The 26,902-nt window shown below is 65.6% G+C and carries 17 protein-coding genes and 1 tRNA gene; 9 read left to right on the top strand and 9 right to left on the bottom strand.

What is annotated here, in order from left to right:
• Positions 1–20 precede the first annotated feature (20 nt).
• From YQ44_RS03625 to YQ44_RS03590, 8 genes are all read left to right on the top strand, one after another.
• Complete coding sequence (locus YQ44_RS03625; RefSeq protein ID WP_071322218.1) at positions 21–2,057, top strand: TonB-dependent receptor; 2,037 nt, start codon at positions 21–23, stop codon at positions 2,055–2,057.
• 105 nt (positions 2,058–2,162) lie between these two features.
• Entirely contained in the window at positions 2,163–2,897 is a 735-nt protein-coding gene (locus YQ44_RS03620; RefSeq protein ID WP_071322217.1) for a 2OG-Fe dioxygenase family protein, read from the top strand.
• Between the two features lie 142 nt (positions 2,898–3,039).
• Positions 3,040–4,401 (top strand): hybrid sensor histidine kinase/response regulator, encoded by a 1,362-nt coding sequence (locus YQ44_RS03615; RefSeq protein ID WP_071322216.1) that lies wholly within the window; start codon positions 3,040–3,042, stop codon positions 4,399–4,401.
• 287 nt (positions 4,402–4,688) lie between these two features.
• Positions 4,689–5,417: a CerR family C-terminal domain-containing protein gene (locus YQ44_RS03610; RefSeq protein ID WP_071322215.1), complete on the top strand. Its 729-nt coding sequence runs from the start codon at positions 4,689–4,691 to the stop codon at positions 5,415–5,417.
• A complete protein-coding gene (locus YQ44_RS03605; protein WP_083411630.1) occupies positions 5,414–6,829 on the top strand; it encodes an efflux transporter outer membrane subunit in 1,416 nt (471 codons plus the stop codon). The genes YQ44_RS03610 and YQ44_RS03605 overlap by 4 nt, the downstream gene beginning before the upstream one ends.
• A gap of 13 nt (positions 6,830–6,842) precedes the next feature.
• Positions 6,843–8,003 (top strand): efflux RND transporter periplasmic adaptor subunit, encoded by a 1,161-nt coding sequence (locus YQ44_RS03600; RefSeq protein WP_071322214.1) that lies wholly within the window; start codon positions 6,843–6,845, stop codon positions 8,001–8,003.
• Between the two features lie 8 nt (positions 8,004–8,011).
• Positions 8,012–11,128, top strand: coding sequence for an efflux RND transporter permease subunit (locus YQ44_RS03595; RefSeq protein ID WP_071322213.1), 3,117 nt, complete (start codon positions 8,012–8,014; stop codon positions 11,126–11,128).
• 131 nt (positions 11,129–11,259) lie between these two features.
• On the top strand, positions 11,260–12,243 hold the full coding sequence (locus tag YQ44_RS03590) for a hypothetical protein (RefSeq protein WP_071322212.1): 984 nt from the start codon (positions 11,260–11,262) through the stop codon (positions 12,241–12,243).
• Positions 12,244–12,273: 30 nt separating this feature from the next.
• On the opposite strand, the gene YQ44_RS03585 is transcribed toward YQ44_RS03590, so the two are convergent.
• The 6 genes from YQ44_RS03585 to YQ44_RS03560 all read right to left on the bottom strand — a co-directional run bounded on the left by YQ44_RS03585 (position 12,274) and on the right by YQ44_RS03560 (position 20,634).
• The gene (locus YQ44_RS03585; protein WP_335589258.1) at positions 12,274–12,912 is read right to left on the bottom strand and encodes a hypothetical protein; all 639 of its coding nucleotides are present in this window, start codon (positions 12,910–12,912) and stop codon (positions 12,274–12,276) included.
• Positions 12,913–13,119: 207 nt separating this feature from the next.
• Complete coding sequence (locus YQ44_RS03580; RefSeq protein ID WP_071322210.1) at positions 13,120–14,526, bottom strand: efflux transporter outer membrane subunit; 1,407 nt, start codon at positions 14,524–14,526, stop codon at positions 13,120–13,122.
• Positions 14,523–15,728, bottom strand: coding sequence for an HlyD family secretion protein (locus YQ44_RS03575; protein WP_071322209.1), 1,206 nt, complete (start codon positions 15,726–15,728; stop codon positions 14,523–14,525). Before YQ44_RS03575 ends, YQ44_RS03580 begins: the two co-directional genes overlap by 4 nt.
• Entirely contained in the window at positions 15,715–17,409 is a 1,695-nt protein-coding gene (locus YQ44_RS03570) for an MFS transporter (RefSeq protein WP_198043865.1), read from the bottom strand. The genes YQ44_RS03575 and YQ44_RS03570 overlap by 14 nt, the downstream gene beginning before the upstream one ends.
• Positions 17,410–17,628: 219 nt before the next feature.
• On the bottom strand, positions 17,629–20,040 hold the full coding sequence (locus YQ44_RS03565; RefSeq protein ID WP_071322207.1) for a catalase: 2,412 nt from the start codon (positions 20,038–20,040) through the stop codon (positions 17,629–17,631).
• Between the two features lie 240 nt (positions 20,041–20,280).
• On the bottom strand, positions 20,281–20,634 hold the full coding sequence (locus YQ44_RS03560; RefSeq protein ID WP_071322206.1) for a hypothetical protein: 354 nt from the start codon (positions 20,632–20,634) through the stop codon (positions 20,281–20,283).
• A gap of 578 nt (positions 20,635–21,212) precedes the next feature.
• On the opposite strand from YQ44_RS03560, the gene YQ44_RS03555 reads away from it, so the two are divergent.
• Entirely contained in the window at positions 21,213–22,613 is a 1,401-nt protein-coding gene (locus YQ44_RS03555; RefSeq protein ID WP_071322205.1) for an aminotransferase-like domain-containing protein, read from the top strand.
• A 95-nt stretch (positions 22,614–22,708) separates the two neighbouring features.
• On the opposite strand, the gene YQ44_RS03550 is transcribed toward YQ44_RS03555, so the two are convergent.
• From YQ44_RS03550 to pepN, 3 genes are all read right to left on the bottom strand, one after another.
• Positions 22,709–22,784, bottom strand: a tRNA-Thr gene (locus YQ44_RS03550).
• Between the two features lie 115 nt (positions 22,785–22,899).
• Positions 22,900–23,901, bottom strand: a complete 1,002-nt coding sequence (locus YQ44_RS03545) for a class 1 fructose-bisphosphatase (protein ID WP_071322204.1) — start codon at positions 23,899–23,901, stop codon at positions 22,900–22,902.
• A gap of 98 nt (positions 23,902–23,999) precedes the next feature.
• Complete coding sequence (gene pepN / locus YQ44_RS03540; protein ID WP_071322203.1) at positions 24,000–26,654, bottom strand: aminopeptidase N; 2,655 nt, start codon at positions 26,652–26,654, stop codon at positions 24,000–24,002.
• Between the last annotated feature and the right edge of the window lie 248 nt (positions 26,655–26,902).

Genomic DNA, 26,902 nt, shown 5'->3' with positions numbered 1-26,902 from the left:
CCCGCCGCACCCATGGACCCATGACGCCACGCCACCTGCCCCTCTTCCTCGCCGCCCTGTTTTCAGCAACCGCCGCCCGGGCCGACGACATCTTCCAGCGCGTGCTGGTCGATGGTTCGCGCATGAACCAGCTAGGCGTGGCCGACTCGGCCAACGCCGGCAGCGTCACGCAAAAACAGCTTGAAGCGCGCACCAGCTACCGACCCGGCGAATTGCTCGAAGCCGTGCCGGGGCTGATCGTCAGCCAGCATAGCGGCGAGGGCAAGGCCAACCAGTTTTACCTGCGCGGCTTCAACCTTGACCACGGCACCGACCTGCGCACCACCGTCGACGAGATGCCCGTCAACCAGCGCAGCCACGGCCACGGCCAGGGCTGGACGGACCTGAACTTCCTGATCCCCGAACTGGCCATGCGCCTCGATTACAAGAAGGGACCGTATTCGGCGGCGGAGGGCGACTTTTCCTCGGCCGGCGCGGCCGCCATCGTGTATGCGAACCGCCTGACGCAAGGCATCGCCAGCGTCGGCGTCGGACAGAACGGCTTTCGCCGCGCGCTGCTGGCCGACTCGTTCGATGCGGGCCGCGGCAGCCTGCTGTACGCGCTCGAGGCGCAGCATAACGATGGCCCGTTCACGCAGCCGGACCGCTACCGCAAGCGCAATGGCGTATTGCGCTACAGCGAAGGCTATGCCAACAACGGTTTCAATGTGACGGCCATGGCGTATGACGCCAGCTGGAACGCCACCGACCAGATTCCCCTGCGCGCCGTGCAGGATGGCACGCTGGGCCGCTTCGACGCCGTCGACCCCAGCGATGGCGGCAAGGCGCAGCGCTACAGCCTGTCGGGCGCCTGGCGCCAGACCCTGGACGACATGTCGTCGAAGGTCAGCGCCTATGTCATTGCCAACCGCCTGGCCCTGTTCTCGAACTTTACGTATGCGATGGATGACCCCGACAATGGCGACCAGTTCGCCCAGCCGGACCGGCGCGTGACCTCCGGCGTCAATGCCAGCCACACCTGGCACCGCCATACGGACAGGGGCAGCAGCGACACGACCATCGGCCTGCAGCTACAAAACGACAATATCCACAATGGCCTGTACAACACGCGGCAGCGCCAGATCCTGTCGACCACGCGGCAAGACCACATCGTCGAATCGAGCCTTGGCGTGTATGCCGAAAACAGCACGCGCTGGTCGCCCTGGCTGCGCACCGTGGCCGGTCTGCGCGCGGACGCCTACCGCTTCGACGTGCGCAGCGACCGCGCAGACAATTCGGGCAAGGCCAGCGACCATTTGTTCAGTCCCAGCCTGAGCGTGATCGCCGGCCCGTGGCGCGATACGGAAGCGTATATCAACATTGGCAATGGTTTTCACAGCAACGACGCGCGCGGCACGACGATCGCCGTCGACCCGAAAACGGGCGAGGCGGCCGACAAGGTCACGCCGCTGGCGCGCTCGCGCGGATTGGAACTGGGCTTGCGCAGCGCCGCCATCGCCGGCCTGCAAACGTCGCTGTCGCTGTACCGCCTGGACTTCGATTCCGAGCTGCTGTTCATCGGCGACGCCGGCGCCACCGAGGCGGGCCGCCCCAGCCGCCGCTATGGCGTGGAGTTTTCCAGTTACTACAAGGCGGCCAGCTGGCTGTCGCTGGACCTGGACCTCGCGTATGCGCGCGCCCGCTCGCGCGGCAGCGACCCGGCCGGCAACTTCATCCCGGGCGCCATCGAAGGCGTGGCCCAGCTGGCGCTGACGCTGACGCCGCAAGGGCCCTGGTCCGGCTCCCTGCGCCTGCGCTACTTCGGCCCGCGTCCCCTGATCGAGGACAACAGCGTGCGCTCCTCGGCCAGCGTGGGCGTGAACGGGCGCCTCGCCTACCAGATCGACAAAACCTTGCGCGTGGAGCTCGAAGGCTTCAACCTGGCCAACCGGCGCGACTCGGCCATCGACTACTACTATGCCTCGCGCCTGCCCGGCGAGGCGCAGCCCGTCGACGATATCCACTTCCATCCGGTGGAGTCGCGTTCGCTGCGCCTGACCCTGGTAAAGAATTTTTAAGTGAACAGGAATAATTCCTATCGGACGCTGCACAGGAAACGCCGCGAAGTCGTAGAATGCCAGGCTGGATAAACTGATACAGGCCGCATCCCGGCCAGCACCGCCATGAGCACTTCCGCACCGATCTTTACCGACCCGTCCCGTCTCAAGGACGCCTTGCGCGACGACGGCTATGCCGTGCTGCGCCCGCAGGACGTGGCCGCGCTGGCCGGCTGCCCCTTGGCGGCGCTGCGTGAACTCGAAGGCAGCTGGGACACCCTGGCGCTGGACAACTACCTGAAGGATGGCGGCCGCTATCGGCGCCGGCGCCATTCGTGCTTCGTGCAGGATGGCGATCGCCTGACGCAAACGGCGCACCGTCCGCACTGGCAGCCGGTCGAGTACAACGCCCTGCACGGCGGCATGCACCGCCTGTTCGAGCCGGTCGATCCGGCCATCGTCGCGCAGCCGGCCTGGCAGCAGCTGATCCGCGCCCTGGGCGATGCCTGCTCCCAGGTCAAGGGCCGCCAGCCGTGGTTCATCGAGGCGCACCAGTTCCGCATCGACACCACCGACGGCATCGGCCGCCCGACGCCGGAAGGCGCGCACCGCGACGGCGTCGACTTCGTCGCCGTGCTGCTGATCGGGCGTGAACAGATCAAGGGCGGCGAAACGCGCATCTTCGAGGCGGAAGGCCCCAACGGCAAGCGTTTCACCCTCACCGAGCCATGGTCGCTGCTGCTGCTCGACGATGCGGCCGTCATCCACGAGTCGACGCCGATCCAGCCCGTGGGCGAACATGGCCACCGCGATACGCTCGTGCTGACGTATCGCGCCGGTCAATTCCAGGGCGAGAATTAACAAGCGGCCACAGCATTCCCTGTGGCCAAAATAGTTACTTGGAAGTTACTTTTACAGACCTAAATCCGATATAGTCACATGATGTCGATATTGCGCGCCCACTGCGTCCAGCATCCAATATACTGAATTCTAGGAGAGGTCTGTGGACTCCAACAACCAAATCAAGCCTGACGAAATCGAGATCCTGATCGTCGAGGATAGTCCGACCCAGGCGGAGCGCTTGCGACGCCTGATCCAGTCCCTGCACTATAACGCGCGCGTGGCCGCCAACGGCCAGCTGGCCCTGGCCGCCATCCGCGAACGCAAGCCGCATCTGGTGCTGTCCGATATCGTCATGCCGGAAATGAATGGCTACGACCTGTGCCGCGCCATCAAGTCCGACCCGACCCTGCGCGACATTCCCGTCATCCTCGTCACCTCGCTCAACGACCCGAAGGACATCATCCGCGGCATCGAGTGCGGCGCCGACAATTTCATCCGCAAGCCGTACGCGGAAGACTACCTGCTCAACCGCATCAGCCACATGCTGATGAACCAGAAGCTGCGCAAGAACCAGAACGTCGAAATCGGCATCGCACTGTACCTGGGCGACCAGAAGCACTTCATCAATGCGGAACGCCAGCAAATCCTCGACCTGCTCATTTCCACCTATGAGCAGGCGGTGCAGGTCAACGGCGAGCTGCAGGCGCGCGAACGCCAGGTGATCGAATTGAACATGCGCCTGGCGCACCACGCGGCCGAACTGGAAACCATCAACCGCGAAATCGCGCTGAAAAACCTCGAGCTGGCCGAAGCGAGCCGCATGAAGTCGGCCTTCATCGCGAATATGTCGCACGAACTGCGCACGCCGCTGAACGCCATCATCGGGTTTACGGGCGCGCTGCTGATGAAACTGCCCGGCCCGCTGACGGCCGACCAGGACAAGCAACTGAACACCATCCGCGCCAGTGCGCGCCATCTGCTCTCGCTGATCAACGACATCCTCGACGTGGCGAAGATCGAGGCCGGCAAGCTGACCCTGTCGATCGAGCCCGTACACTGCCAGGAACTGATGGCCGAAGTGGCCGACACCCTGCGCCCGCTGGCGCAGCAAAAAGGCCTGGCGCTGGGAATCGAACTGGGCGAGGCGGATCAGCCGCCCGCCATCATCGACACGGACCGCCGCGCGCTGACGCAAATCCTCATCAACCTGCTCAACAACGCCATCAAGTTCACGGAGCAGGGCACGGTGCGCATCAGCCTGGCCCAGCGCGAGGAAGACGGCGTGCTGGTGACGGAAATGAGCATCGCCGACAGCGGCGCCGGCATCAAGGAAGAGGACCAGGCCAAGCTGTTCCAGGCCTTCTCGCAGCTCGATTCCACCTCCACGCGCCACGTGGAAGGCGCGGGACTGGGCCTGTACCTGTGCCAGAACCTGGCCAACGCCATCGGCGGCGCCCTGTTCTTCAACAGCGACTACGGTTCCGGCAGCACGTTTACCCTGGCCCTGCGCAGCAAGGCCTGACCTTCTGTGCGCCGCAACATGAAAATTTGCTTTCTTGATAATTTTACCAATATCAAATGCACGAATACAGTAGTTCTACGGTATTGCACCGCACCATTTTTGGCGCTATAGTAGAACTGTCTCCTCCAATTCGTTCTCCGAACATTGGATTCAGCCCGCGCCGCAAGGTACGCGGGCTTTTTTTTTTGCGCGGCGGCGTCCGGGCAAACCTGCTGCCCTGCCGGCAATAACTAAATCAAATGATTTAGTTATATCAATCGCTTGAGATATGTGATTAAATCTCCGGCATGATTGAAAAAACTTCCACCCCCATCGCCCCGGCCGACGACGGGCGCAAGCCGCGTTCCGATGGCGAGCAGTCGCGCGAACGCTTGCTGCATAGCGCCATCCGACTGTTTGCCGAACACGGTTACGCCAAGACGTCGACGCGCGAACTGGCGCTGGCGGCCGGCACGAACGCGGCCGCCATCAGCTATTATTTCGGCGACAAGGCGGGCCTGTACCGCGCCGCCTTCGCCCAGCAGTCGTCGAATCCGCAAGACAATATCGCCCTGTTCGACCAGCCGCATTTCACCCTGCGCCAGAGCCTGGAAGGCTTTTATGCGCAGCTGCTCGCCCCCATGCAGCAGGGCGACATCGCGCGCGACTGCATGCGCCTGTGGTGCCGCGAAATGCTGGAACCGACTGGCCTGTGGGCGCGCGAGATCGACCAGAACATCCGCCCCGAACACGAAGCGCTGACCGGCGTGCTGGCGCGCCACCTGGGCGCCCCCGACGACAGCGACGACATGCACCGGCTGGCGTTTTCCATCGCCTCGCTGGCCCTGCAGCACATGGTCGGCACCGAGGTGCTGCAAACCCTGCGCCCGCAGCTGCTGGCAACGCCGCAGGCCATCGACACCTGGCTGGCGCGCATGACCGACTATGCGCTGGCCATGGCCGACCTGGAACGCCAGCGCCTCGCCAGCCCACCCTCAAACCATACCGTTCAACGACAAGCAGAAGGACCAGCATGACGATACGTCACAAAGCCGTTCAACGCACCCTGGCCGCCGGCATCGTGCTGGCCCTGGGCGGCTGCGCCCTGCAGGGGCCGCCCGCCGCCGTAGCCGCCAGCGCGCCCGCGCAGTGGCAGGCGCCGCTGCCACATAACGGCAGCCTGGCCGACTTGTCCACCTGGTGGCAGCGCCAGGGCGACGCCCTGCTGGTGGAATTGATCGCCGATGCCCAGCAAGTGAGCCCCAGCATCGCCGCCGCCCGCACGCGCATCGTGCGGGCGCGCGCCGACAGGGTCGCCAGCGGCGCCGCGCTGGCGCCCGCCTTGGACGCCACGGGCAGCGTGGTGCGCACCAGCCAGCAGTCGCTGCAGCCCGGCGGCACCACCTCGCAGGCGGCGCTGCAGGCGTCCTGGGAAATCGACGTGTTCGGCGCCAACCGCGCCACGCGCGATGCGGCGCAGGAGCGCTACGACAGCGCGCGCGCGGGCTGGCACGAGGCCCGCGTCTCGGTGGCGGCCGAAGTGGCCAACCAGTACTACGCCTTGCGCACCTGCCAGCAATTGCAAGCCGTGGCCGAACAGGATGCCGTCTCGCGCCGCGACTCGTCGCGCCTGACGGAACTGAGCGCCGGCGCCGGCTTCCAGCCTCCCGCGAATGCGGCGCTGGCGCGCGCCAGCGCGGCCGAAGGCGCCAGCCGCGCCATCGAACAGCGTGCCGCCTGCGACGTCGACGTGAAGGCGCTGGTGGCGCTGTCGGCCATGCCGGAAGCGACGCTGCGCCAGAAACTGGCGGCCAGCCCCGCCGTCCTGCCCTCGCCCGTGGCAATTGCCGCGCTGCCGGCACAGACGCTGGGCCAGCGCCCCGACATCTACAGCGCCGAACGCGAAGTGGCGGCCGCCAGCTTTGAAGTGCGCGGTGCGCAGGCGCAGCGCTATCCGCGACTGAGCCTTGCCGGCTCCATCGGCAAGGGCAATATCCGCTCCGGCGGCAGCAGCATCACGGCCAGCACCTGGAGCATCGGCCCGCTGGCCGTCAGCCTGCCCATCTTCGACGCCGGACGCCGCCGCGCCGAAGTCGACGCGGCCACGGCCCGCTACGACGAAGCGGTAGTGAAATACCGCGCCGGCGTGCGCCAGGCCGTGCGCGAAGTGGAAGAAGCACTGGTCAATCTGGCCAGCACGGATGAACGCAGCGGGTATGCCCGGGCAGCCATGGAAGGCTACCGCATCTCGTTTGTCGCCACCGAAGACCGTTACAAAAATGGCCTGGCCAGCCTGATCGAACTGGAAGAATCGCGCCGCACGCGCCTGGCCGCCGAAAACACCGTGGTCAATCTGGAGCGCGAACGCAGCGCCGCCTGGGTAGCGCTGTACCGCGCCGCCGGCGGCGGCTGGGACAGCACTGCCTCCATCGCCAACAATGCCCCTTGACGGATACGACAACATGAAAAAAATCACCTTGAAACCCATGGCACTTGCCCTCGCCGCCGTCCTTGCCGCGCTGGGCGCCGGCATCGCCCTGTACCCGCCCGCCTCCACGGCGGCCGACGAAGCGAAGGACAAGGCGGCCGCCAAGCCGGCCCTGACCGTCACCACGGCAAGGCCGCAGACGGCCAGCCTGCCCATCAAGCTGAGCGCCAACGGCAACGTGGCCGCGTGGCAGGAAGCCGTCATCGGCAGCGAGTCGAACGGCTTGCGCCTGACGGAAGTGCGCGTGAATGTCGGCGACGTCGTGCGCGCAGGCCAGGTGCTGGCCGTCTTCTCGAACGACACGGTGAACGCCGACGTGGCGCAGGCAAAAGCGGCCGTGCTGGAGGCCGAAGCGAATGCGGCCGAGGCGGCGGCCAACGCGCAGCGCGCCCGCTCGCTGCAAAGCACGGGCGCCATCAGCGCGCAGCAGATCAGCCAATACCTGACGGCCGAACAGACGGCCAACGCCCGCATCGCGTCAGGCAAGGCGCAGTTGGCGCAACAGCAGCTGCGCCTGAAATACACGCAGGTGGTGGCGCCCGACAGCGGCATCATCTCCTCGCGCTCGGCCACCGTTGGCTCGGTGGTCGGCGCCGGCACGGAACTGTTCCGCCTGATCCGCCAGGGGCGCCTCGAGTGGCGCGCCGAAGTGACGGCCACCGAACTGCTGAATCTGAAACAGGGCACGCTGGCGCAGGTGAAGGCAGCCAACGGCAGCATCCTGACGGGCAAGGTGCGCATGATCGCGCCCACGGTCGATCCGCAAACCCGCTCCGCCCTCGTGTATGTCGACCTGCCGGCCAGCACCGGCACGAACGCGCCGTTCAAGGCCGGCATGTACGCCAGCGGCGCATTTGAACTGGGCACCTCGGGCGCGCTGACCGTGCCGCAGCAGGCCATCGCCGTGCGCGATGGCTTCAGCTATGTGTTCCGCCTCAATCCCGACCAACGGGTCAGCCAGATCAAGGTGCAGGCCGGACGGCGCCTGAGCGACCGCATCGAAATTTTGGGCGGCATCACGGCCGACACCACCATCGTCGTCAGCGGCGCAGGCTTCCTCAACGACGGCGACCTGGTACGCAATGTGCAAACCCCGGTCGCGGCAGCGGCCAAGCCGGCCACGGCGAAAAAGTAAGGCAAGCCATGAACTTTTCCTCCCTGTCGATCAAGAACCCGATCCCGGCCATCATGCTGTTCGCGCTGCTGACCCTGGCCGGGCTGCTGGCCTACAAGGCCAATCCGGTGCAGGATTTCCCCGATATCGAACTGCCTATCGTCACCGTCAACGCGGTGCTGCCAGGCGCCGCACCGGCCCAGCTGGAAACGGAAGTGGCGCGCAAGATCGAGGATTCCGTCGCCACCCTGCAAGGCATCAAGAACATCTACACCAAGGTGCTCGACGGCACCGTCACGGTGACCGTCGAATTCATCCTGGAAAAGCAGATCGCCGAAGCCGTCAACGACGTGCGCGACGCCGTCGCCCGCGTGAAAGCGGACATGCCAGCCGAACTGCGCGACCCCACCGTCACCAAGGCGTCGACGGCCGGCCGCGTGGTACTGACCTTTATCGCCACGGCGAAACCCGGCGTCGACAATCCGCTCGATGCGCCCGACCTGTCCTGGTTTGTCGACAATACGGTGGCCAAGCGCCTCTTGACGGTGCCCGGCGTGGGCGCCGTCACGCGCGTGGGCGGCGTCTACCGCGAAATCCAGGTCGAACTCGATGAAGCGCGCATGGCGGCGCTGAAGGTGTCGGCGCTGGACGTGTCGCGCCAGCTGCGCCTGGTGCAGCGTGAAGCACCCGGCGGACGCGGCGACGTCAGCGGCGCCGAACAGTCGGTGCGCACCATCGCCACCGTGAAAACGGCCGATGAACTGGCGCGCGTCGAAGTGCCGCTGCCGGATGGGCGCCATGTGCGCCTCGATCAGGTCGCCACGGTGCGCGACACGGTGGCCGAGCCGCGCGCGCTGGCCGAGCAGGATGGCAAGACCGTGGTCGCCTTCGAGGTATTCCGCACCAAGGGCGCCAGCGAGGTGGCCGTGGCCAATGGCGCGCGCGCCGCCATCGCCGAACTGCAAAAGGAAAACCCGAACGTGGTGCTGCAGCAGTCGATCGACAACGCCTTCCCCGTCGAGGAAAACTTCGACGGTTCGATGGAGTTGCTGTACGAAGGCGCGCTGCTGGCCGTGCTGGTGGTGTGGTGGTTCCTGCGCGACTGGCGCGCCACGCTGGTGGCCGCGGCCGCCCTGCCCCTGTCCGTGATGCCCGCCTTTCTCGGCATCTACTGGTTCGGCTACACGCTCAACACCGTCACCCTGCTGTCGCTGGCGCTGGTGGTCGGCGTGCTGGTCGACGACGCCATCGTGGAAATCGAAAACATCGAACGCCATCTGCGCATGGGCAAGTCGCCCATGGAAGCGGCCATGGAAGCGGCCGATGAAATCGGCATGGCGGTGATCGCCACCACGTTCGCGCTGGTGGCCGTGTTCCTGCCGACAGCCTTCATGAGCGGCATCCCCGGCCTGTTCTTCAAGCAGTTCGGCTGGACCGCCGTGCTGGCCGTGCTGGCCTCGCTGGTGGTGGCGCGCCTGCTCACGCCGATGATGGCCGCGTACATCCTGAAACCGCTGCCGCACAAGGAAGAGCAGGATGGCTGGCTGATGACGCGCTACCTGCGCGTGATGCGCTGGTGCCTGCATCACCGCGGCATCACGGCCATCGCCTCTGCCCTGTTCTTCGTCGGCTCCATCATGCTCGTGCCACTGCTGCCAACGGGCTTCGTGCCGGCCGCCGACCGCGCGCAGACGCAGATCAACCTGGAACTGCCGCCCGGTTCCACCCTGGGCGAAACGCAGGCCGTGGCGGCAATGGCGCGCGACGCGGCGATGCAGACACCGGGCATCAAGGGCGTCTTCAGCTCGATCGGCGGCGGCTCCAGCGGCGACGCCTTCGCTCCCGGCGCGGCAGCCGAGGCGCGGCGCGCCGTGCTGACCCTGACCACCGTGCACCGGACGGAGCGCAAGGAGTCGATGGCCGGCCTGGAGACGCAGCTGCGCCACAAGCTCGACACGATTCCCGGTGCCCGCTTCACGGTGGGCCCGCCCGACACGGGCGTGAAAATGCAGCTGGTGCTGCGCTCGGAAGACCCGGTGGCGCTGATGGAGGCGGCACGCAAGGTCGAGCGCGAACTGCGCGGCTTGAAAGGCATCGGCAACGTCAATTCCAGCGCCTCGCTGGTGCGTCCGGAAATCATCGTGCGTCCCGATTTCGCCAAGGCGGCCGACCTGGGCGTGACGGCGGCGGCCATCGGCGAAACCGTGCGCGTGGCCACGGCCGGCGACTACGATACGGACCTGACGAAGATGAATCTGCCGGAACGGCAAGTGCCGATCCGCGTCAAGCTGCCCAACAGCGTGCGCGCCGACCTGGCCGCCATCGAACGTCTGACGGTGCCCGGCAAGAATGGCCCCGTGCGCCTGGCGAACGTGGCCACGGTGAGCATGGAAAGCGGCCCGGCGCAGATCGACCGCCTGAACCGCAGCCGCAACGTCACGCTGGACGTGGAACTCGGTTCGCGCACGCTCGGCGAATTGAACGAGGAGGCGCGCGCGCTGCCGTCGATGAAGAACCTGCCGCCATCCGTGAAGATCGCGGAACTGGGCGACGCGCAGGAGATGGCGTCGCTGTTCGCCAGCTTCGGCCTGGCCATGCTGATCGGCGTGCTGTGCATCTACTGCGTGCTGGTGCTGCTGTTCAAGGACTTCATGCAGCCGGTGACCATCCTGGCGGCGCTGCCGCTGTCCATCGGCGGCGCCTTCGTGGCGCTGCTGATCACGGGCAGCGCGCTGTCGATGCCATCGATGATCGGCCTGATCATGCTGATGGGGATCGTCACCAAGAACTCGATCCTGCTGGTCGACTATGCGATCCTCGCGCGCCAGGCGGGCATGAACCGCTTCGATGCGCTGGTCGACGCCTGCCACAAGCGCAGCCGGCCCATCCTGATGACGACGATTGCCATGGGCGCCGGCATGATGCCGCTGGCACTAGGCTGGGGCGCCGACCCAAGCTTCCGTTCGCCGATGGCCATCACCGTCATCGGCGGCCTGATCACGTCGACCTTACTCAGCCTGCTGGTGGTGCCGGCCGTGTTCACCTACATCGACGACCTCGAGCACCTGCTCAAGCGCGGCATGGCCAAACTGCGCCGCCACAAGGCGCCGCTGCGGCGCGATGACAGGGTGGCGCTGGAAAAATAAGCACTACCATTGTTTGCCAAATCGCCCCCTGCGGGCAAGGAAGCGAGGGACCGGCCGGCAGGCCGCGCTCCCTCGCTTTCATCTATCTGGCATACTGCGCCCATTCTCAATGAACGCAATCTGCCCTGCCTATGAATTACCCCACCCCGCTGGCCCTGCTATTGATCTGCTCCCTGCTCGGCGCCTGCTCGGAAAAAACCGCTCCCGCCAGCGCCACCGTGGCCGACACGGCGGCCGACGTCACGGCAAGCGCCCCTGCCGCTGCCGTCGACGAAGCCGCCCCCACCGAGGCCGTGCGGCCGCCATCGGCTACCGCGCCCAGGACGGAAGACATGAACACGCCGCAGGCACGCGAGCGCGAAGCGGGCATGATGCGCGCCGTCTTCGGCAAGGACTACCGCGACGACAGCGACGATGCGCTGGCCGACCTGTCCGATCCGGACAACCATGTCGACAAGCTCAGTTATGTGGTCAGCGCCGTCAGCCACAAGCTGCTGCCCGATGGCACGGCCATCCTGGTGGCGAATGCGGAAACGGCGAACACGGAAGGCACGGCCGAATCGGCGCATGCCTCGTCGGGCCTGCTGAATGTCTTTTTCCTCGCGCCCAAGGGCCAGGCCGGCGACGGCCAATGGCGGGTCGTCAAGCGCCTGGAAAACATCGCCGCCCTCGGTTCATCCGGGCAGCTGGGCGAAGTGCACTGGGTCATGCTGGGCGCGCACAAGCCGGGACTGGCGATCCGCCACGGCTATACGGGCCAGGGCTACACGATCACGCAGCTGGCCCTGTTTGAAATCGGCGACGGCAAGGTCGCCGCGCTCGACGGCGGCATCGACCTGTACTCGGACAATATGGGCGCCTGCACGCCGGACATGGATGTGTGCTGGATGGTCGAAGGCAGCTGGCGCTTCGCCGCCGCGCGCAACGGCGGCGCCTACGATGACTTGCTGATCGACTTTACGGGTGCGTCGGAAAAGATCAAGCCCGGCGTCACGCTCAAGCCAGACCAGGACCCGCCGCGCATCGCCACGCCGCTGAACGGCCACGCGCGCTACGCCTTCGATGGCAAGGGATACAAGCTGGTTGAAGGCAAGAACACGGTGCCCGGCGTGTAAGCGAATACGCAGCAGGCAACCGACCTTCCGCTACTTGCGTGCCGCCTCCAGGCGCGCCAGCAGCGGCGCATACATCGAGCGCGTATGGCTGCTCCAGCGGGCCATGGCACTGTCGATATCGAGCAGCAGGCGCTCGGCCAGCACCTGGTCGCCCTGCTGCAGCGCCCAGATCGCATACTCGGCGCGGCATTCGAAGCTGCCGTAGCGGGTCAGCGCATCGTCGAATTCCGCCCTGGCTTCCGGCTGACGTCCGCTTTGCGCCAGCGCGCGCGCCGTCAGCAGGGCCACCATCTCGGGACGGAAATGAATATCGCTGCGACGGATGAATTCCAGGTGCGTCAATGCCTCGGCACCGCGCGCGCATTCCAGATAGGCGCGCGCCGCGCCCAGGCGAATTTCCAGGTCCGATGAAAATGCGCCCTGCAGGCAGGCTTCATAAGTCGATGCCGCCTCTTGCGCATCGCCCGCTTCCAGCAGCGCGCTGGCCAGGCGCATCTGGTTCTGCGCCGTCGGCGTGTACTCGAAGGCGGCGCGCGCCTCGCGCAGTTCGCGGTTCGGGTCGAGTACCTGGACGGCCACCGAGGCGACCTTGCGCGCGCCTTGCGGCAGGCGCGAATTGGGCAGGTAGATGGCGAAGAAATACACCACGCTGCCCAATAGCGGAAACATGAAAAGAATCAGCAGCCAGTACAGCTGCTGCCCGTTGCGTACCACGTGAATCGCAAAAAACAATGCGATCAATATGTGAATGCCTATGCCAAAAATCGTCATGCTGCAACCTCGTTCGTGACGGGAGCGGCTGGCACCATGCCGTCGCTTTCCCTGGTGAGAATAGTACACCGGCCGCCGGCATGCTCCGCGCCGGATACGCCGTCGTTATGGCTCTCCCGCCGACCAGCCGCCGCCCATGGCGCGGTACAGGTCGACGGAAGCGACGAGGATGCGCGTCTTCAGCTGCAGCAGCCCGACGTCGGCGCTGTACAGGGTACGCTGGGCGTCGAGTTCTTCCAGGTACGATGCATAGCCGTTGCGGTAGCGGTTGTGCGCGATGCGCAGGGTGTCAGCCGCCGTGGCGCGGCGCGCGTCGTTTTCCACGGCTTGCTGCCGCAGGCGGTGGATGGCGCCCAGGCTGTTCTCCGTCTCGGCGAAGGCATTCCTCACCGCGTTTTCATACGCATACGCCAGCTGGTCGCGCTGGGCGCCCGCCGCATCCGTCTGCGCCTGCACGCGGCCGCCGTCGAACAGTGGGCCGGCCGCCAGCGCCGTCAGGCGCCACAAGGCTTTCGGCGCATGCAGGAAATCGGTCAGCGTGGTGGCTTGCCCGCCGCCTGCCGCCGTCAGCTTGAACGACGGCAGCAGCTGGTCGCGCGTGGCGGCCAGGCTGGCATTGGCGGCCGCCAGATTGTGTTCCGCGCGCGCGATGTCGGGGCGCCGGCGCAGCAGTTCCGACGGCAGGCCGGCCGGCACGATGGGCGCGCTCAGCTGCGCCAGCGGCAGGCCGCGCGCGATGGCGCCGGGATTGCCGCCGACGAGGATGGCCAGCGCGTTTTCCTGCTCGAAGATCTGCCGCTGCAGCTGCGGCACCTGCTCGGCCGCCGCGTGGTATTCCGATTGCGCCTGCAGCCATTCTAGGCGCGAGCTGTAGCCCACCTCGAACTGCTTGCGCGCCAGTTCGCGCGACTGTTCGCGCAGCTGCAGGGTCGATTGCGTCAGCGCCAGCTGCGCGTCGAGTCCCCGCAAATTCAGGTAGGCGGTGGCCACGCTGGCGGCGATCGACAGGGCCGCCGCATCGAGGCTGGCCTGCTCGGCGCGGTAGCTCTCGGCGGCCGCGTCGCTCAGATTGCCCAGGCGACCCCACACATCGATTTCATAGCTGGCCTGCAGCTCGGCCTGGAAGACATTCGTCACGTAGGGCACGCCGTTGTAGGCCAGCGTGCGCGTGCGCGTGGGCGAGCCGTCGAAGGCCAGGCTGGGCGCGCGGTTCGCATCGGCCTGCGCCAGGCGCGCGCGGTACTCCTGCACGCGGGCCCGCGCCACGCGCAAGTCGCCGTTGCGCGCCAGCGCCTCGCCGACCAGGTTGCTCAGCACCGGGTCGCCAAAGGCGTGCCACCACAGCAGCTCGACATGCGCACCATCAGAGGCGGCAATGGGCACCGGCGCACCGGCGGCCTGCGCGCGCCAGCCGGACGGCAGCTGCAGGGTCGATGGGGGCTGCGGCGGCGCCTTGGCGGCGCAGCCGGCCAGCGCCAGCACGCCGGCCACGATTGCATGGCGGTGTTTCATGGCTTGGCTTTCGCCGGCGCCTTTTTCGGCGCTGCTGGCGGCGGCGCCGGGTTTTCCGCCGAGTCGTTCAGCACGGCGGAAGTATCGACGCTGACCACCACCGACATGCCGGGCACCAGGCGGCGCGCATTCGCCTGGCCCGGATCGATGCGGATGCGCACGGGGATGCGCTGGGCAATCTTGAGGTAATTGCCCGTCGCGTTATCGGCCGGCAGCACGGAAAACTCCGAGCCCGTGGCCGGCGAGATGCGCTCCACCTGTCCCGTCAGCACGGCGCCATCGAGGGCATCGACGTGGAAAGTGGCGCTCTGCCCTTCCTGCACGCCGTTCATCTGCGTTTCCTTGAAATTGGCGATCACCCACATCTGGCGCGGCACCAGCGCCATCAGCTGCGCCCCCGAATTCACGTACGCGCCCTGGCGCACCGTCACCTGGCCCAGCTGGCCATCGGATGGCGCCACGATGCGCGTGTTATCGAGGTCGATCTTCGCCGCCTTGACGGCCGCCTGCGCATTCGCCACGGCCGCTTCCAGCGCCTGCTTGTTGACCACCACGCTATGCACGCTTTGCTGGGCGATGTCGAGATTGGCCCTGGCCTGCGCCAGCGCGGCCGCCATCTGCGCCTGCGCGGCGCGCGACTGGTCGTGCTCGCGCTGCGACAGCGAACCGTCCGCCACCAGCTGCTCGATGCGGCCCAGGTCGGCGCTGGCCTTGCGCGCCTGCGCTTCCGCATTCGCCAGCGCCGCCTGGCTGACGGCAATGCCCGCCTGCGCGCTGGCCTTCTGCTGCGCCCAGTTCGACAGCGCCGCCTGCTGCGCGGCCAGTTGGGCCTGCGCCTGCTCGTAGCGCTGCTGGTAGATGCGGTCATCGATGCGCACCAGCAGCTGGCCTTCCTTCACATCCATGAAATCCTGCACCGTCACGTCCACCACGTAGCCGGACAGCTGCGTGCCGATGATCGTCACCTGCCCGCGCACGGTGGCGTTTTCCGTCGTCACGATGGGACTGGTAAACGGCGGCAGGCGCCACGCATACAGCACGATCAACACGCCCACCAGGGCCACGGCGGCAAAGGCCAGCGCGGACAGCCACTGGTGGCGCCGGTCCGGCTGCGCCGCGGAAGGGGCGCTGGCCGCAGGCGCGGGCGTGGCGGCGGGCGACGTGGGTGTGGCGGCGGGCGGCGGATTCTTATTTTCTGTCATTGCTCGGTTCCGAATTGGTAATGGGGACGATGGCCATGGCCGTTTGCGCGTCGCGCACCGGCCCCACCAGGCGCCGCGCGCCGATGGTGATGCGGGTCCAGAACTGGCTGACCAGCATCCAGATCAGGGTGGCGATGGCGACGCCGGCGATCATCAAAAAAACATCGTTATAGGCCAGCACATTGGCTTCGCGCGTGGCGATGGCGCCGAGCCGCGCCACGCCCTGGGCGCTGCGCAGGGCGGGATCGGCCAATACGCCGCCGTAGCTGGCCGCGCCCGACTGCACGCGCGCGGCCACCTGCGGATCGAGCATGGTCAGGTGTTCGACCAGGTAGCTGGAATGGTATTTTTCGCGCGCCGTCTGGATGGTGCCGACGATGGCCGAACCGAGCAAGCCGCCCAGGTTCTGCGTCATGGTAAACATCACGGAAAAACTCACCAGGTTGCGCGGTTCGGCGATCACGGCCCCCATGCCGGCCACCATGGTCGGACCGAGGAAATACGTGCCGCCAAAGGCCAGCAGGAACTGGCTCAGGTACATGTTGACGGGCCGCGTCTGGCTGGTCGCATGCGCGTCGATCAGGGCGCCGGCGGCGATCAGCAGCAGCGCGAACATCAGCGAGCGGTTCAGGGTCGCCGGATTGATCGTCAGCGCGCTGACCACCAGGCCCGCCACGCTGCCCAGCAGCACGACGACGAACAGGTTCTGCATCTGGTCCGTGTTCAAGCCCAGCGCCTGCAGGAAGCCGACGGCGCCCGTCGATTCGGACAGCACGATGCGAAACAGCAGCACCGATAAAAACAGCTTGGCGATCTTGCCCGTGGTGAGCCAGCGCGTATTGAGCAGCGGGCGCGCGCGGTTATGCTCGATGGCCAGCGACGCGGCGATCAGCACGATGGAGCACGCCAAACACACGCCTACCCACTCGGCCTCCATCCACCAGGCCGTGCGTCCCTGCGCCAGCACGGCGCACAGCAGGGCCATGCCGGGCGCGAACAGGATGAAGGTGAGGAAGTCGAGCGGTTCGAAGGTCTGCATGCGGTCGCCGGGCGGCAATTTGAGGGCCAGCACGCAGCCCAGCGCCAGCAGGGCCAGCCCCAGCTCGAACAGGTACAGGCCATGCCACTCGCCGATCTGCAGCAGCTCGGAAGTAAAGATGCGCGCCAGCGGCAGCGCCAGCTGCGCAAAGCCCAGGCCCAGCACGACGCCCTTCAGCCGGTGCCTGGCGGGAAACGCCTGCAAGGTGTAGTACAGGCCCAGCACTCCCAGGGCGCCGCCCACCATGCCATGCGCGGCCCGCACGGCGATGGCCGACGACAGGCTGTTCGCATACAGGTGGGCGAAGGTGACGAGCGCATACAGCACGAGGAAGAATTCGGTGAACAGGCGCAGGCCGAATTGCTGGCGGAATTTCACCAGCAGCAGATTCATGGAGACGATGGTCATCACGTAGGCGGCCGGCAGCCACTGCATCTGGTAGGCATAGGCGCCCAGCGAACCCTGCAGGTTGAGCAGGTTGGCCGTCACGAGGCCGTTGCCGAGTCCTCCCGTCAGCGCGACGATCAGGCCGACGATGAAATACGCGACGCGCTTGGGCGTCGGGTGTTCGGGCATCGATGGCGACCCGGGCAAGGTCGGGCGTTCGCCCGGCCCCCAGGTCCGAGGTGTGTACTTGTCCATGCGGTCATCGCGATCAGGTTTGCGGGAACGACTCAATGCTGTTGTTATGCAAACAGTTGCAAATGAGCAGTTCCAGTCAGCAGCATATCACCGCAGGCCGTTTTGCCTGGTTAAATTGATCGCGGGTGTTGCCAAGAAGAAAAATCAGGCTACGATGCGGTGCACCGGCAGGGGCGACCTGGCTGGTCCACCCCGCCCTGCGCCCGACCTGGCCCGCGCTTACACCTGCGGCGGGTCCGTCTCGCGCGCAAACGCCCGGTGCGCTGCCAGCGCCTTCTTGAAGGCCGCCACGGCTTTCACCACGTCGCCCGAAGGCACGACGATGATGGCCGGGTCGGGCTTGCCATCGGGCAAGGTGGTCGGCACGCCGGCCTTGTCCAGCAAGCCCCTGCCTGCGCCGATAGCCAGGAGCGGCTTGCAGTGGCGGTATTGCAGGCGCAGGAAGTCGAGCGCGTTGGCATCGCCGCCCAGCTGCTGCACGGCGCCCTGGCCGTCAGGCACCACGACGGCGTCAAAGAGCACGGACGGTCCCGCTTCGAGCGAAATCTCGACGCCCAGCGGCGCGGCGCTGCTCGTGTCGACACGGCCCAGCTGGCTGCCCACGAGGCGCGGCACGGCGCCGTCGGCCAGCAGCGCGGCATAGATGCTGCGCACCTGCGCGCCATCGCTGCCCGGCCCGACCAGGATGGCCACGCGCAGGGTATGGATGCCGGTTTTTCCGGGGCGGAACGTCAGCGACAGCGCCGGCGACGGCGGATACGAGGGCATCGGCTGCATCGAGGCGCGCGGCATGACCGGCGGCAGCGCCAGGCCCAGCGCATCGGCCAGGCGCTGCGCCAGGGTCTCGTCGACATTGCGCAGCATGCTCACCACGCGCTGGCGGATGGCCACCGTCTGCACCTTGCTCAGTTCGAAGCGGAACGCGTGCACGATATGGTCTTGCTCGACGGCCGTCTGGCTGATCCAGAACAGCCGTCCCTGCGCGTAATGCTCGGCGAATTTCTCGGGCTTGCCCCGCACCTTGTCGCCCTCGGTATCGGCGGGAAAGCTGTTGAAGCCCTTGCTGCCGGCCTGGAACGGACAGCCGCCGGCCAGCGAATTGGGCTCGTACGCCACCCGCCCGCGGTTGATGGCCTGGCGGTGGATGCCGTCGCGCTGGTTGTTGTGCACGGGCGCCAGCGGCGCATTGATGGGGAGCTCATGGAAGTTGGCGCCGCCCAGGCGCGTCAGCTGCGTATCGACGTACGAATGGATGCGCCCCTGCAGCAGCGGGTCGTTGGAAAAATCGATGCCGGGCACGATGTGCGCCGTGCAGAAGGCCACCTGCTCCGTCTCGGCAAAGAAATTGTCGGGGTTGCGGTTCAAGACCATTTTTCCCACCGGGATCAACGGCACCAGCTCTTCCGGGATCAGCTTGGTCGGGTCGAGCACGTCGAAGGGAAACGCTTCGGCCTGCGCTTCCGTGAAGACCTGGAAGGACAGTTCATATTCGGGGTATTCGCCGCACTCGATGGCTTCCCACAGGTCGCGCCGGTGAAAGTCCGAATCGGCGCCGCTCAGCTTGACGGCCTCATCCCACACGAGCGAATGCGTGCCGGCCATGGGCGACCAGTGGAATTTACAGAAGACGGACTGGCCCTTGGCATTGACCAGGCGAAACGTATGCACGCCAAAACCCTGCATCATGCGGAAGCTGCGCGGGATGGCGCGGTCGGACATGACCCACATCAGCATGTGCGTGATTTCCGGCGACAGCGAGGCGAAATCCCAGAACGTGTCGTGCGCGCTGGCCGCCTGCGGAATGCCGTTGTGCGGCTCGGGCTTGACGGCGTGCACGAGGTCGGGGAATTTCATCGCATCCTGGATGAAGAAGACGGGAATGTTGTTGCCGACCAAATCCCAGTTGCCCTCGTCCGTATAAAACTTCACGGCGAAGCCGCGCACGTCGCGCGCCGTGTCGGTCGAACCGCGCTCGCCGGCCACCGTGGAAAACCGCACGAAAACGGGCGTGCGCTTGCCCGCCTTGGCGAACGGCGTGGCGCGCGTCAGCTTGCTTTGTTCCTTGTAGCATTCGAAGTAGCCATGGGCGGCCGAACCGCGCGCATGCACGACGCGCTCGGGGATGCGCTCATGGTCGAAATGCGTGAGCTTTTCGCGCAGGATGAAGTCTTCCATCAGGGTGGGGCCGCGCAAGCCCGCCTTCAGCGAATTCTGGTTGTCGCCCACGGGCACGCCCTGGTTGGTCGTCAGCACGCAGCCGCTGTCGTCGGCGCGGGCGCGGTCCAGCGCCGCATTCTGCGCATTCGCGCCCAGTTCCGGCAAGCCGTCGCCCACCTTCGGCGACGGCGTCGTCTCGCCCGTGGTGCTGGCCGTGGCCAGCGGCTCCTCAACCGCGACGTGCACGCCCTCTTCCGGCGCATGCGCCGCCGCGCCGTACTGGCCCAGCACGTTGGGATTGTCGGGCATGGCGGCGGACAGGGCCTGCCCGGCGCCAGCCTTGTTCAGCAATGCCTGCGCGATGGGGTTGCTGCTGCCCAGGCTCAGTGGTGGATCGATTTCGGACGGCCCCGACATGCTGCTCAATACGGAACCGGCGCCATCCGTGGATGGCGATTTCTTATTGCTAGCCATGACATCTCCTGTGAGTATCTTGCCCACGAACATCACGCTGCAAGGCAGTCAAGGAAGGCACGAGCCAGCGCGCGTACAGGGGCAATGGTGAAAAAGGGACACCGAACAAGCACCTGGAGCGCCTGTCCACGCTCCGTACAACCTTGTGCGCGTGGGCGCTGGCCCAGTCCGCCACAGTGGCGAACCGGGCCAGCGCCCACGACAAATACTCAGCAAGAATGCGTCAAACAACGGCAAGCGCTATTTACGCGAGCCCAGCAGCTTCGACAGGCCATAACCGGCCGCCATCGCCACCAGCAGGGATACGGCCGGGCGTTCGCGCACATAGCCGCGGCCCGTTTCACCGGCGCGCTGGCAGGCGGCGCCCAGCTGCTTGCCGCGCGCCTTCAGGCGCTCGGATGCCTTGCCAACGGTGGCGCTGACCTGCTCGATGCGATCGCCCACCTGGTCCACGCTGTCGTGCGCGCGCGTGGCCACCTTGTCGATCAACGGCTGGGCCTGGTCTGCCACCTTGTCGATGCTGCGGTGCAAATCCTGGCGGGTATCCTGGGCGTTACCGTTCAGGTCGGAGCTGGCTTTTTCAATCGCGTTCATGATGGTTTCCTTTTAAGTATGAATAAAATCCAACCATGCTCGATGCCGTGACCGAATCATGATTCTCCTCGCTTCCGGGGAAAAAGAAGCGATTAAACGCTGCCGGACTGAGCCATATCAAATACGGCATCAGCGGCACGCTGTTGCCACCACCTTAACCGCGCCTGCCACGCGCCACCGTGCGCTGCCACACCTTGAAGCGCAGACTTAAATTCCTGTCAGAAATAACCATCTCCAGCGGCCTCGCGAGGCCGCTGGAGATGGGATAGACGCTGCCGTGCATGCGCATCGGCCGCCCTGCTTTGCCAGCAGGCATGCCACGTCTTGCCGGATGGCGTCATCGAGACGCAATTTGCTGACTTGCCGGCGCAGCCGCGCGATTTCTTCCTGCAGCTGCGGCTGACGCCTGCCGCCATATGGCATGGAAAACGCCCGGCAGCGGCCAGGTGTCGTTGGGCAACGGCGATGGCCTATGCATGGTCCTTATCTGCAGACAACGCCAATCCCGCACAAATGTATGGATTTTTGCCAGGCTTTTACGCATAATATCGACAGGCAAAATCCATGCATACAGAAAAATGTCCCAGTCGAAATCCATACAAGAAGATAGTCAGACCAGCGCGTGGACCACGCCGTTCGTGCAGCATGGCGGCCCGCGCTACCTGCAGATCGCCGACATGCTCGAACGCGCGCTGTCCGACGGCAGCCTGCGCCCCGGCGACCGCCTGCCGCCGCAGCGCCGCCTGGCAGCGCTGTTCCAGGTCGACCTGACGACGGTGACGCGCGCCTACGACGAGGCCAAGCGCAGGAATCTGCTGGAGGGACGGGGCGCGCGCGGCACCTACGTGGCCGCGCCGAAAGTGGAATTGACGCAGATGCTGGACCTGAGCATGAACATCCCGCCGCCGCCCGTCGGCGTGGATTTCGACGACCTGCTGAAACAGGGCGTGGCGCAGGTGCTGATGCGCACGGACAGCGATCTGCTGATGAGTTATCACCTGGGCGGCGGCGGCAAGGCCGACCGCGCGGCGGGCGCCGTCTGGCTGGCCCCCATGTTCGGCCAGGTCGATGCGGAACACGTGGTGGCGTGCCCCGGCGCGCAGGCGGCGCTGGCCGCGCTGATCCTGGCGCTGAGCCGTCCCGGCGACGCGATATTGACGGAGCCGGCCGTGTACCCCGGCCTGCGCTCGGCCGCGGGACAGCTGAACCGCAAGGTGATCGTCGTGGACACGGATGCGGACGGCATGCTGCCCGAAGCGCTGGAAAAAGCCTGCCGCAAGCACCGCGCGCGCCTCGTGTACCTGAACCCCACCCTGCAAAACCCCACGGCACGCACCATGCCGGCCGCGCGCCGCCTGGCCATCACGCAAGTGGCGCAGCGCTGCGGCATGCACATCATCGAGGACGACCCCTACTGGCTGCTGGCCTCCGACGCGCCGCCGCCGCTGGCCCTTTACGCGCCGGGCCACGTGTCCTACATCGCCACCCTGTCGAAGTGCCTGGCGCCGGGCTTGCGCATGGCCTATGCACTGCTGCCCGACGCGCAGCTGCGCGAACGCTTCCTGCAGGCGCTGCGCTCATTCAGCTTGATGGCCACGCCATTGACGACGGCGCTGGCGACGCAATGGATACACGACGGCTCTGCGCGCAACCTGCTGGCCGGCGTGCGCAGCGAAGCCGATGCGCGCCAGGACGTGATCCGCACCATCCTGACGGGCAGCAGCCACGCACGCAGCGACGGCATCCACGTATGGTTTTCGCTGCCCAGCTACTGGACCTCGCGCGAACTGGCCGCCACGGCCCGCGCCCAGGGTGTGGCCGTCACGGCCTCCGACGCCTTCTACGACAACGGCCCGCCGAACGCCATCCGCATCTCGCTGGGCAGCATCCGCGACCGCGCGCGGCTGGCCAACGCCCTCAAAAAACTGTCGCTGCTGCTGGCGCACAAGCCGGCCATGCGGCACGAATTCGTGATTTAGCCCACCAAGGCACCGTCGGCGCAGGCGGGCGACAGAAACGCGGGCGAAAAAAAACCCACCGTTTGCACGGTGGGTTTTTTTCTACTGCGAATACTTGGTGCCGTTGGCCGGAATCGAACTGGCGACCTTCACATTACGAATGTGCTGCTCTACCAACTGAGCTACAACGGCGAAGACCCACATTCTACAAACAATGCACAAAATTTGCTAGTGTCAATGCGATCTTTTTTCATTTTTTTTAGCGGCCCTGCCGCGGGGCGCCAAAAAACGGGGAAAAGTGCGGCTTTTACTCCGCGTGGTAAGCCGTCACGCGGGCCACTTCGTCTTTCGAGCCGAGGAAGACGGGCACGCGCTGGTGCAGCTTGTGCGGGGCGATGTCCATGATGCGCTGCTGGCCGTCGGTGGCGGCGCCGCCGGCCTGTTCGACGATGAAAGCCATCGGGTTCGCTTCATACATCAGGCGCAGCTTGCCCGGCATCGAGGTGTCGCGCAGGTCGGCCGGGTACATGAAGATGCCGCCGCGGTTCAGGATGCGGTGCACGTCGGCCACCATCGAGGCGATCCAGCGCATGTTGAAATTGGTGCCGCGCGGGCCCGTGTCGCCGGCCAGCAGTTCGTCGACATAACGCTTCACGGGTGGATGCCAGTGGCGCGCGTTCGACATGTTGATGGCGAATTCCTTGGTCGTCGGCGGAATCTGCATATTGCTTTGCGTGAGCACCCACGAACCCATCTCGCGGTCCAGGGTGAAGCAGTTCACGCCATTGCCGAAGGTCAGCACCAGCATGGTTTGCGGGCCGTACACGGCGTAGCCGGCCGCCACTTGCTTGGCGCCCGCCTGCATGAAATCCTGCTCCGTCGGCTCGCCCATGCCGTCCGGCGCCTTCAGCACGGAGAAGATGGTGCCGATCGAGACGTTGACGTCGATGTTCGACGAACCGTCCAATGGGTCGAACAGCAGCATGTATTCGCCTTTCGGATAGCGGTTCGGAATCGGATGGATCGATTCCATCTCTTCCGACGCCATGGCCGCCAGGTGGCCGCCCCACTCATTCGCTTCAAGCAAAATCTCGTTGGAGATGATGTCGAGCTTTTTCTGCACTTCGCCCTGCACGTTTTCCGTATCGGCCGTGCCCAGCACCTCGCCCAGCGCGCCCTTGCTGACGGCGTGGCTGATGGTTTTACAGGCGCGCGCGACGACTTCGATCAGCAGGCGCAGTTCGGCCGGAATGCTGTTGTTCGAGCGTTGCTCTTCAACCAGGTATTGCGTAAGACTGATGCGTTTCATGAATTCCCTTTTGTTTTAATGGTATTTCTTTGCTTAAGCCAGGATAACAGCCGGGGGCAGACGGGGACGTCGGGTCCCGGCGGGCCTGTCCCCCAAAATTAATTCGCCAATGCCTTGGAAACGACTTCCATCACGTCGTTCGACAGACTGGCCTGGCCCGCCACCTTTTCCAGCGCGTCGCGCATGTGGCTTTGCAGGGCCGGCACGTAACGGCGCCAGCGGTCCATCGAGCGCGCCAGGCGCGCGGCCACCTGCGGATTCAGGGCGTCGAGCGCGATGACCTGCTCGGCCCAGAAGGCGTAGCCGCTGCCGTCAGCCACATGGAACTGCGATGGATTGGCGTTGGTGAAATTGAAAATCAGGCTGCGCGCGCGGTTCGGGTTCTTCAAGGTGAAAGCCGGATGCGTCATCAGCTGGCGCACGGCCTGCACGTCGGTCGATGGTGCGGCCGCCTGCATGGCGAACCATTTGTCGACCACCAGCGCCTCGCTCTCGAAGTCGCTATAGAAACTGGCCAGCGCCGCCTGCGCATGCGAGGGCGAACCGGAATGAATCAGGGCACCCAGGGCGGCGGCGCGGTCCGTCATGTTGCCGGCGCTGTCGAACTGCTGCTGCGCCAGGGCCAGTTCCGCTTCGCCCGGGGCGATCAGCAGATAGGACAGGGCCAGGTTCTTCAGCGCGCGCTTGCCGGCCGACAGGGCGTCGGGACTGTATTCGCCCGGCGTCTGGTTGGCGTGATACTGCGCCAGCAATTCGGGCTTCAGGGCCGCGGCGATGGTGCGGCGCATGAACTGGCGCGCCGCGTGGATCGCCTGCGGATCGACTTGCGCCATGCGCTCGGCGATGATGGTTTCCGACGGCAGGATCAGGGCCAGTTCGCGGAAGGCGGCATCGAGCGAACCATCGGCCAGCAAGGCGCGCTGCGCTTCGATGAAGGTGTCGTCCAGCGCCAGCGTTTCGCCGGCGGCCACGGCCTCGGTGAGTTTCAGCAGGCGCTCCATGGCCAGGCGCTGGCCCGCCTCCCAGCGGTTGACGGCGTCGCTGTCGTGGCGGAACAGGTGCAGCAGTTCGGCATCGGTATAGCCGTACTCCAGCACCACGGGCGCGGAAAAATCGCGCAGCAGCGACGGCACGGGGACTTCCTTCACGTTCGTGAAGCGGAAGGTTTGCGACGCCTCGGTCAGTTCCAGCACGACGCTGGTGGCGCCGTCCGACGCCACGCCGTCCACATGCAGCGGCAGGTCGCGGCCATCCGCGCCCAGCAAGCCGACGCTGACGGGAATATGGAAAGGCAGCTTTTTCGGCTGGCCCGGCGTGGCGGGGCAGCTTTGCGCCAGGGTCAGCTCGAACGTCTGGCTGGCGGCGTCGTAGCGCGTGGACGCTTTCAGCACCGGCGTGCCGGCCTGGCTGTACCAGCGCTCGAATTGCGTGAAATCGCGGCCATTCGCGTCCGCCATGGCGGCGCGGAAGTCGTCGCACTGCACGGCCTGGCCATCGTGGCGCTCGAAGTACAGGTCCATGCCCTTGCGAAAAGCCTCGCGGCCCACGAGGGTCTGGTACATGCGCACCACTTCGGCGCCCTTTTCGTAGATCGTGACCGTATAAAAGTTATTGATCTCGACAAAGGAATCGGGACGCACGGGATGCGCCATCGGACCCGCGTCTTCAGGGAACTGCGCCTGGCGCAGGGTACGCACCTGGTCGATGCGCGTGACGGCGCGGCCCGTGTCCGTGCCGATCATGTCGGCCGAAAATTCCTGGTCGCGGAACACCGTCAGGCCTTCCTTCAGCGACAGCTGGAACCAGTCGCGGCACGTAACGCGGTTGCCGGTCCAGTTATGGAAGTATTCATGGCCGACCACCGCCTCGATGCCCGCGTAGTCGACGTCCGTCGCCACGCGCGGATTGGCCAGCACATATTTGGTATTGAAGATGTTCAGACCCTTGTTTTCCATGGCGCCCATGTTGAAGTCGCCCACGGCAACGATCATGAAGCGGTCCAGGTCCAGCTCCAGGCCGAAGCGTTCCTCGTCCCAGCGAATGGAATTCTTCAGCGACTGCATGGCGTAATCGGTCTTGTCGAGGTTGCCGTCTTCCACCCACACCTGCAGCAGCACTTCGCGGCCGGACTGCAAGGTGTAACGCTCCTCCTGGCACACCAGGCGCGCCGCCACCAGCGCGAACAGGTAGGACGGCTTCTTGAACGGGTCTTCCCACTTGGCGTAATGGCGGCCATCGCCGAGGTCGCCCTCTTCGATCAGGTTGCCGTTCGACAACAACACCGGATATTTTTCCTTGTCGGCGCGCAGCATGACCGTGTACTTGGCCATCACGTCGGGACGGTCCGGGAAGAAGGTAATGCGGCGGAAGCCTTCCGCTTCGCACTGCGTGAAGAAATTATGGTTCGATACATACAGGCCGGAGAGCGACGTATTGTCTTGCGGCGCCAGCAGCGTTTCGATATCGAGCAGCACCTCGTCCGGCGCCTTCGGGATGGTCAGCATGCTGGCCGTCAATTTGTACTGCGACGGCTTCAAAACCTTGCCATTCAGGCGCACCATCACCAGTTCGATGTGTTCACCGTGCAATTCGATGCTGCGGCTGCTGCTGGCCGGATTGTGGCGCATGCGGATCCGGCTCGCCACCACTGTGCGGGCGGGATCGAGATCGAAACCAAGTTCGACGCTGTCGACCAGGAAGCTGGGCGGCGTGTAATCTTTGCGGTAAATCGTCTGAGGGCTGTCTGTGCGCATAGGGATTTGGGTGGGAGCGGAGGCAAAAGCCTATTTTACCAACACCAGGCCCGGAACGGACCGATTCACCGGCCATTTGCAGCGATTCATATCAGGGAATGTGGGATTCCCTTACACGCCGACATGCTCGGTAACATTCTGTAATAATGCATGGAAACAAATGGAACTATTCTTATAATACTAAGCGATGAATTGCGCCTGCCAACAATGAGTTGCAGCTAATCATTAAGAACACTAAGGAGATCATG

Source organism: Janthinobacterium sp. 1_2014MBL_MicDiv (assembly GCF_001865675.1).
Lineage (GTDB): Bacteria > Pseudomonadota > Gammaproteobacteria > Burkholderiales > Burkholderiaceae_D > Janthinobacterium.
Note: the sequence above shows the minus strand (reverse complement) of the source record. Positions and strands in the feature narration are given on the sequence as shown.